This window comes from Nocardiopsis sp. FR4 (assembly GCF_009830945.1).
GTDB lineage: Bacteria > Actinomycetota > Actinomycetes > Streptosporangiales > Streptosporangiaceae > Nocardiopsis.
Genome location: NZ_VWVV01000056.1, coordinates 1 through 8,309, shown reverse-complemented (window position 1 = coordinate 8,309; position 8,309 = coordinate 1). Strand labels below are relative to the sequence as shown.

The window sequence follows — 8,309 nt, the reverse complement described above, 5'->3', positions numbered from 1 at the left end:
TTCGCGGTCATCTCCCACCCCGACGCCGGTAAGTCCACCCTGACCGAGGCCCTGGCCCTGCACGCCGCCGCGATCTCCTCCGCCGGCGCGGTCCACGGCAAGGGCGACCGCCGCGGGGTGACCTCGGACTGGATGGAGATGGAACAGGACCGCGGCATCTCCATCACCTCCGCCGCGCTGCGCATCGACTACGACCAGAGGGTCCTCAACCTCGTCGACACCCCCGGCCACGCCGACTTCTCCGAGGACACCTACCGGGTGCTGTCCGCGGTGGACTGCGCCATCATGCTGCTGGACTCGGCCAAGGGCCTGGAACCGCAGACCCTGAAGCTCTTCGACGTGTGCCGCTCGCGCAAGATGCCGGTGATCACCTTCGTCAACAAGTGGGACCGGCCCGGCCGCGAGCCCCTGGAGCTGCTGGACGAGATCGAGCAGCGCATCGGGCTGCGCCCCACCCCGCTGAACTGGCCGGTGGGCATCGCCGGGGACTTCCGCGGCCTCATCGACCGCCGCACCGGGGTCTACACCAAGATGACCCGCACCCCCGGCGGCGCCCACAAGGCCATCGAGGAGACCCTGGACGCCGGCCGGGCCGCGCAGGCCGAGGGTGAGGCCTGGACCCAGGCCAGCGAGGAGATCGAGCTGCTCCAGGCCCTGGGCGCCGACTTCGACGCCGAGTCCTTCCTGGCCGGGGAGTCCTCGCCGGTGCTCTTCGGCGCCGCCCTGCCCAACTTCGGGGTGGGCCAGCTGCTGAACACCATCGTGGAGCTGGCCCCGGCGCCGGGGCCCAAGGCCGACGCCCGGGGCGGGGAGCGGGCGGTGAGCGACCCGTTCTCGGGCCAGGTGTTCAAGATGCAGGCCAACATGGACAAGAACCACCGGGACCGGATGGCGTTCGTGCGCATCAGCTCGGGCCGCTTCGAGCGGGGCATGGTGCTCACCCACGCCGCCACCGGGCGGCCCTTCGCGACCAAGTACACCCAGGCGGTGTTCGGCTCGGACCGCTCCACCATCGAGACCGCCTTCCCCGGGGACGTGATCGCTTTGGTCAACGCCCAGGCGCTGGCGGTGGGCGACACCCTCTACGACGGTCCCAAGGTGGAGTTTCCCGCGATTCCCAGTTTCGCGCCGGAGCACTTCGTGGTGGCCCGGGCCAAGGACGCGGGGCGCTACAAGCAGTTCCAGCGCGGGATCGCCCAGCTGGACGCCGAGGGTGTGGTGCAGGTGCTGACCTCGGAGGTGCGCGGGGAGCAGGCGCCGGTGCTGGCCGCGGTGGGGCCGTTGCAGTTCGACGTGGTGCGTCACCGGATGGAGCACGAGTTCCGCTCCCCGATCGAGACCTCGCCGCTGGAGTACTCGGTGGCCCGGCGCACGGACGCGGCCTCGGCGCCGGCGCTGCACGCGTTGTCGGGGGCGGAGGTGCTCAGGCGTCGGGGTGATGGTGAGCTGTTGGTGCTGGTGCACAACAAGTGGCGGTTGCGGGTGATCGAGCGCGACCACCCGGAGTTGTTCATGGAGCCCCTCCTGGCCGGAGGCGTCGACGAGGAATACTGACCCCTCGCCCGCTCCCTGCTCACGGGGGTGGCCGCACCGCCCGATCCGGGAAGCCGCCACCACCCGCCGACCGCACACCCGCCGCCTTCCGAGAAGTCGTGCTGCCCACCGCGCTGTCCGCCGCCACCACGTCCGCCACCTCCCGGTCCGTTCCGCGGATCGTCACCGCCTCCGCACTGGTCCTGGCGCTGAGCGGTCCTGGCCAGACCACCGGGATCTCCGTCTTCGTCGACCACGTCATCACCGACCTGGACGTGAGCCGTTCCGCCGTCTCCCTCGCCTATATGGTCGGCACCCTGGCCGGGGCGCTCGCCCTGCCCTGGATCGGCCGTGCGGTGGACCGCTTGGGTGTCCAGCGGGTCCTGGCCCTGGTAGCGCTCGGCTTCGGCGGCTTCCTGGTCCTGCTGGCCTGCGCCCAGGAACTCGTCGGGCTGACGGTGGGGTTCGTGGGAGCGCGGGCCCTGGGCCAGGGCGGCATGAGCATGATCGCGACCACCGCCGTGGCGATCGCCGTCACCCGCAACCGGGGCGCCCTGCTGGGGCTGACCAGTTCGCTGGGCGCGGCCGGGATCTCTCTGTTCCCGCTGCTCACCGAACGTGTGATCGCCGTCCTGGACTGGCGGTACACCTTCGTCGCCGAGGCGGTGCTCATCTGGGTGATCGTCCTGCCCCTGGCCTGGTGGGGACTGCGCGGGCTCACCCGGGCGCCCCGGGGCGGGACTCCTCCCCCCGCCGGGAGCCCGGACGGCGGGGAGGCCGCCTGGCCGCTCCGGACGATCGTGCGGACCTCCATGTTCTGGGCGATGGCCGGATCCATCGCGTGCAGCGGCCTGGTCTCCACGGCCGTGTTCTTCCACCAGATCTCCGTCCTGGGCGAGCAGGGGCTCACGCCCGCCCAGGCCGCCGCCAACTTCCTGCCCCAGACCGTCGCCGGTCTGGGCGCGGCGCTGCTGTTCGGGTCGGCCACCGACCGGTTCTCCCCCAAGGCGCTGATGAGCGGGGCCATGGCCCTGCACGCGCTCGCCCTGCTCAGCCTGCCGCTGGTCTCCCCGGGTCCGGGCGCCCTGCTCTACGGCGCGGCGCTGGGCGCCGCGGCCTCCGGCGCCCGCGCGGTGGAGGGCGCGGCCCTGCCCTTCTACTTCGGCACGGCGAGTCTGGGCACCCTCCGGGGGCTGACCCAGTCCGTGGCGGTCGCCTCCACCGCCGTGGGCCCCATCCTGCTCTCCCTGGCGCACGGATGGGCGGGAAGCTACCGGCCCGGCGTTCTGGGGCTGGCACTGCTGTGCGCTCTGGCGGCGGTCGCGGTCTGCTTCGCCCGCAGACCCCGGAAGGCTCTGGCCAGCGCCCCGGCCCGGCACGGCGGAGAGCCCTGAGCACCGCCTTCGCACGCTTGCCTCCGGCTGCGGCCGGACCCGGTGACCAAAGGGTGTGAACATCCCAGGACCCCACCCAAAAAATCACGCAGGGTTAACTCGGCGGAAATGCGCATGTCGCCTTCATCACACCCATCCACCTGGGAAAACACCTAAAGCCGCTTTCTTGTGAGAGTTGTCTCAGTTGCTCTACGTGACTCGAACTCTCACGTAAGCGTAAAGTTGGGCCCAGGTCGTTTCCCGGCAGGGGCCAGGAAATGACCGCGAACTTCCCGGCCGACCCCAGGGGCTCGGTCGGGTCCGCGGCGACGGAGCCGCGTCCGGGGCACCACGAGTGCCGCACCGGACACCAGGCGCTGGAGCACACCCCGACTCCCCAGGACGGACCTGCTCGCCCGCGCCGTCGCCGCACACCCGACGTGAACACCGCGGTCCGCCCTGCGTGCCGCCCGACCCCAGATGGGTTCCATGAATCTGCCCGTGAAGACGCCACGGTCCCTGATGTCCAAGGTCCCCGCCGCCGCCCAGATCCGCGCCGACGTGCTGGCGGGCCTGGTGGTGGCCCTGGCCCTGATCCCCGAGGCCATCGCCTTCTCCCTCATCGCCGGGGTCGACCCCCGCGTGGGCCTGTACGCCTCCTTCGTCATGGCGGTCTCCATCGCCTTCCTCGGCGGGCGCCCCGCGATGATCTCCGCCGCCACCGGCGCCATGGCCCTGGTCGTGGCGCCTCTCTCCCTCGAGTACGGCGTCGACTACCTCATCGCCGCCACCATCCTGGCGGGCCTGTTCCAGGTGGCCCTGGGCCTGCTGGGCGTGGCCAAGCTGATGCGGTTCGTCCCGCCCAGCGTGATGACCGGGTTCATCAACGCCCTGGCCATCCTCATCTTCCTCGCCCAGCTCCCCCACCTGGCCGGGGCCGGGGTGCCGATCTACGTCATGGTCGCGATCGGCCTGGGCATCATCTTCGGCCTGCCGCTGCTGACCAAGGCCGTCCCCGCGCCGCTGGTGGCCATCGTCGTGCTGACCGTGGGAGCCCTGGCCCTGGGCATCCCCGCCCACACCGTGGGCGACATGGGCGAACTGCCCAGCACCGTGCCCGTTCCGCTGATCCCCGACGTGCCCCTGACCCTGGACACGCTCGCCCTCATCGCGCCCTACGCCCTGACCCTGGCGCTGGTGGGCCTGATGGAGTCGCTCATGACCGCCAAGGTCGTCGACGACCAGACCGAGACCCGCTCCAACCACGCCCGCGAGGCCCGCGGGCAGGGCATCGCCAACGTGCTGGTCGGCTTCTTCGGCGGCATGGCCGGGTGCGCGATGATCGGCCAGACCATGATCAACGTCAAGTCCGGCGCCCGCACCCGCATCTCCACGTTCCTCGCCGGTGTCTTCCTGCTCGTCCTGTGCGTGGCCCTGGGCGACATCGTCGGCATGATCCCGGTCGCCGCCCTGGTCGCGGTGATGTTCTTCGTCGCGATCGTGACCTTCGACTGGCACAGCGTCGCCCCGGGCACGCTGAAGCGGATGCCCTGGACCGAGACCCTGGTCATGGTGGTCACCGTGGCCGTGGTCGTGTGGACGCACAACCTGGCCCTGGGCGTCATCGTCGGGGTGATCGTGTCGATGGTGCTCTTCGCCCGCAAGGCCGCCATGCAGGCCAACGTCACCAGCGTGCTCGACCCCGAGGGCGGCACCCGCGTGTACTCGGTCCACGGCGAGGTCTTCTTCGCCTCCACCGGTGAGCTGGTCAACAGGTTCGACTACGCCGAGAAGGACCTGACCAAGGTCGTGGTGGACATGTCCGGCTCCCACGTGTGGGACTCCTCCGCCGTGGCCGCCCTGGACCAGGTCACCGAGCACTTCCGCCGCCACGGCGTCGAGGTCGAGATCACCGGCATGAACAAGCCCAGCGCCCACCTGCACAAGGAGCTCTCGGGCACCCTCGTCGGCGGGCACTGACCCGGGGCCCACGGGGACAGGGGGCGCTCCGCCGTCGACCGGCGGAGCGCCCCCTGTCGCGTACCCGGGCACGTCCTGACCTTCGACGGGTGACGCGGGCACCGGCAGCGGCTAGCTTCTCAGCCATGCGCGTTCTCCCGGGCGGGATCCGGCCGGACCGCCCGGCGCCGGCGTGCGTGGCCGCCGGTGCGCTCCCGGCCGTGCGGCGGCGGCCGGTCCCCCCCGGGGGCCGGTGTCCGGAAGAGGGAGAGGCTGAGGGTGATCCGAGTCCTGCTGGTGGACGACGAGGCGCTGATCCGCGCGGGGGTGCGGGCCGTCCTCGGCCACGACCCCGGCGTCGAGGTCGTGGCCGAGGCCCCGGACGGGCGCCGGGGCGTGGAGCTGACCCGCTCCTTCCGGCCGGACGTGGTGCTCCTGGACATCCGCATGCCGGTCATGGACGGGCTGGACGCCCTGGCGGAGATCCGGCGGACGGTTCCGGGAACGGGCGTGGCCGTCCTGACCACGTTCGGCGAGGAGGAGTACGTGGTCCGGGCCCTGGCCCGGGGGGCGGACGGGTTCCTGCTCAAGACCGGCGACCCGCGGGAGCTGCTGCTGGGGGTCAGGGCCGTGGCCGGGGGCGGCGCGTTCCTGTCCCCGAGGGTGGCCCGGCGGGTCCTGGAGGGGCTTCGGCACGACCGGTCCACCGGGCGTCTGCGCGCCCGGGAACGGGTGGGTCGGCTGAGCGGACGGGAGCGGGAGGTCCTCGCCCTGCTCGGCGCCGGGCTCTCCAACGCCGAGATCGGCCGTCGGCTGCACCTGGTGGAGGGAACGGTGAAGGGGCACGTGAGCGCGATCCTCCAGCGCCTGGGCGTGCGCAACCGCGTGGAGGCGGCGGTGCTCGCCCACGACGCCGGGCTGGGCACCGGGGACACGGGCTGACCGGCTGGCCCAGTCCCCGGCGAACCGCCTCCGCCGGGGCGGTCAGAGGCGGTCGTCGACCTCGTCCGAGTCGGTGTCCGGGGAGAACGCCGCCAGGTCGTCGTACCAGACGTAGCTGTCGCGGACCGGCGCGTACCTCTCGGTGGAGCCGCCGAAGAAGGTCGAGAGGTAGGCCTTGTCCACCAGGTCGTCGTTGGTCACCATGCGCAGACCGGTGACCAGGGCGGCGGGGCTGCCGTTGTAGAAGACCTCGATCTCACCGTCGGGGTTGGCCCGCCCGTCGGTGACGGTGTTGACCCGCAGCCGCTGGGCGATGTGCACCCACCGGCCCCGGGGGTAGTGGACGTCGGTGCCGTCGACGCGCAGGAACTCCTGGTCGCCGTACTTGCCCCTCTTGTCCATGTGGTAGTAGTACACGGCCGCCCGGCCGTCCTCGCGCCAGATCATGCGCGCGCTGAAGCCGTTCTCGCCGTCGCAGTCCTCACCGCCCGAGCAGACCGACCCCCCGGCCAGGCCCACGCCCAGTTTTCCGCCGTAGGCGGTGCCTCCCCAGCTGAAGTCCTCGCTGAAGCGCGCCCAGAAGGACACGTGGTACTCGCGTTCCGGGGTGAGCCGGAAGGGCGCCAGCGCGCCGGACTCGCGCGGGCCGATCTCCCCCTCGGGGTAGAACACGCGCAGCGACCGCTCGCCGCTGACGGCGGGCACCGAGTCGTCGATGAGGGTGCGCTCGGCCAGGCCCACCCCGGAGGGTGCGTTCCACCCGTCCGCGGCCCACTCGTCCAGGGAGTAGACGGTGCCCGCGCCCGGGCGCTCGAAGGTGTTGTACCGCTGGGCGGACCGGAAGGCGGTCCCGGCCTCGGCGGGGGCGGCGTCCAGGGCGGTTGCCAGCACGAGGGAGGCGATCAGGGCCTTGACTGTCATGGGGCCTCTTCCGTTCCGCAGAAGTGGGTACCGTCCGACGACGGCGGCCCCGCCCTCGGGAGCCGGCGCGTCGGCGACAGTCATCCTCGGCTCCGCGCCGCGCACCCGAGGCGAGCGACACGGAGGGTAATCAAGCAATCACCGTAGTCTTGAAAAGGTGGGGTGGAGCACCAGGTACTGCCTTGAACGGTTCGGGTCATGCGAGCCGGTTCGGACGGGATTCGAGGGCGAGTTCCCGGGGGCCAGGACATCGAGGCCGGGATGACCGAGGGCAACCCGTGCTTCGCGGCCAACAACGGTCGCCTGGGCTCCGGCGCCGCGGAGTACCGCGCCTACGCCCCGAGGCCGCCGCCCCGGTGCGGCTGGTGTGGGCGGCCGCGCGCCGCGAGCGCACCACCTTCGCCTGCGGCGAGGTCCTGGACGCCGAGCGGTTCCTGGGCGAGGAGCTGGGCCCGGACGAGTACCGGGCCCAGCAGTCCATCCGCACCTTCTTCAACACCTCCGCGCCCGAGCGCCACTACGTCAAGACGGCGCTGTCGGTGCTCAACATGGGCTTCCTGCGCGAACGGGCGGCGGTGGGCTACCGCGCCACGCACTACGCGCGGGCCTCGCCGAAGGGCTCGCCCTACCGGAAGATGCTCGCGGCGCTGTGGCGGGAGAGCCCGGTCCCCCGCCTGGGCCCGGGCGAGCGCCTGGCCACCATGGCCTCGCTGCTGCACACCGACGCCCGGGGCCGCTCCCGGGCCGGGGAGCTGATCCGCGAGTCGGGACTGGAGCCCGCCGTGTGGCCGCGCCGCTACCTCGTTCCGCTGCTGCACGCGTTCCACGCCCACGACCTGGTGTTCATGCCCACGGGGAGAACGTCATCCTCCTGCTGCGCGACGGAGTGCCCCAGCGGGTCCTCGTGAAGGACACCGCCGAGGAGGTGGCGGTGATGAGCGCGGACGCCGAGCTGCCCGCCGAGGTGGAGCGCATCCGCGTCGAGGTGCCCGACGAGGCCCGCGTCCTGTCGCTGTCCACCGACGTCTTCGACTGCTTCCTGCGCTTCCTCAACGGCATCCTGGCGGGTGAGGGAACGCTGTCGGAGACCGGCTTCTGGCGCACGGTGGCGGCCTGCGTCGCCGACTACCAGGCGTCGGCGCCCCACCTGGCCGACCGGTTCGCGCGAGACGACCTGTTCGCGGAGCGCTTCGCGCTCTCCTGCCTGAACCACCTGCAGCTGCGCGACAACAGGCAGAGGGGCGACCTGGAGGATCCGGCGGGCGGCCTGCAGCTGGCAGGGACGCTGGAGAACCCGATCGCTCCGTTCCGCCCCCGGACGGTGTAGGGCCGGCGGAGAACCGGGCCGGTCCCCGCACCCGAGGGTCCCGGCCCGGTTCCGTGCCCCGGAGGCGGCGGCCGTACGGCGCGGTTGGCGCCCGGCGACACCCGGTGGGATCCGACGTTAGATTGGGGGGAACTGGAAGGGGTGCTTCGATGCCTGGAACGGGCCACATGCAGATCGGTGAGGTCGCCGAGCGGACCGGCCTGTCGCTGCGCACGATCCGCTACTACGGCGAGGTCGGCCTGGTGGAGCCCTCG

Annotated in this window: 6 protein-coding genes and 1 pseudogene; 6 read left to right on the top strand and 1 reads right to left on the bottom strand. The window is 72.1% G+C overall.

The window, feature by feature from the left end; translation table 11 throughout:
• The 4 genes from FYW95_RS27250 to FYW95_RS27235 all read left to right on the top strand — a co-directional run.
• Positions 1-1,554, top strand: a 1,554-nt coding sequence (locus FYW95_RS27250) for a peptide chain release factor 3 (protein WP_160050998.1), incomplete at its 5' end; no start/stop codon positions are given.
• Between the two features lie 98 nt (positions 1,555-1,652).
• Complete coding sequence (locus tag FYW95_RS27245; RefSeq protein WP_236568140.1) at positions 1,653-2,927, top strand: MFS transporter; 1,275 nt, start codon at positions 1,653-1,655, stop codon at positions 2,925-2,927.
• Between the two features lie 459 nt (positions 2,928-3,386).
• Positions 3,387-4,886, top strand: a complete 1,500-nt coding sequence (locus FYW95_RS27240; RefSeq protein WP_159945702.1) for a SulP family inorganic anion transporter — start codon at positions 3,387-3,389, stop codon at positions 4,884-4,886.
• A gap of 258 nt (positions 4,887-5,144) precedes the next feature.
• Positions 5,145-5,807, top strand: a complete 663-nt coding sequence (locus FYW95_RS27235; protein ID WP_159945701.1) for a response regulator — start codon at positions 5,145-5,147, stop codon at positions 5,805-5,807.
• A gap of 42 nt (positions 5,808-5,849) precedes the next feature.
• Here FYW95_RS27235 and FYW95_RS27230 read toward each other — a convergent pair whose 3' ends face one another.
• Positions 5,850-6,728, bottom strand: coding sequence for a polysaccharide lyase (locus FYW95_RS27230; RefSeq protein WP_159945700.1), 879 nt, complete (start codon positions 6,726-6,728; stop codon positions 5,850-5,852).
• A 237-nt stretch (positions 6,729-6,965) separates the two neighbouring features.
• On the opposite strand from FYW95_RS27230, the pseudogene FYW95_RS27225 reads away from it, so the two are divergent.
• Positions 6,966-8,055, top strand: a pseudogene (locus FYW95_RS27225) (IucA/IucC family siderophore biosynthesis protein); the annotation flags it as partial.
• 149 nt (positions 8,056-8,204) lie between these two features.
• Positions 8,205-8,309, top strand: a 105-nt coding sequence (locus FYW95_RS27220) for a MerR family transcriptional regulator (protein ID WP_159945699.1), incomplete at its 3' end; no start/stop codon positions are given.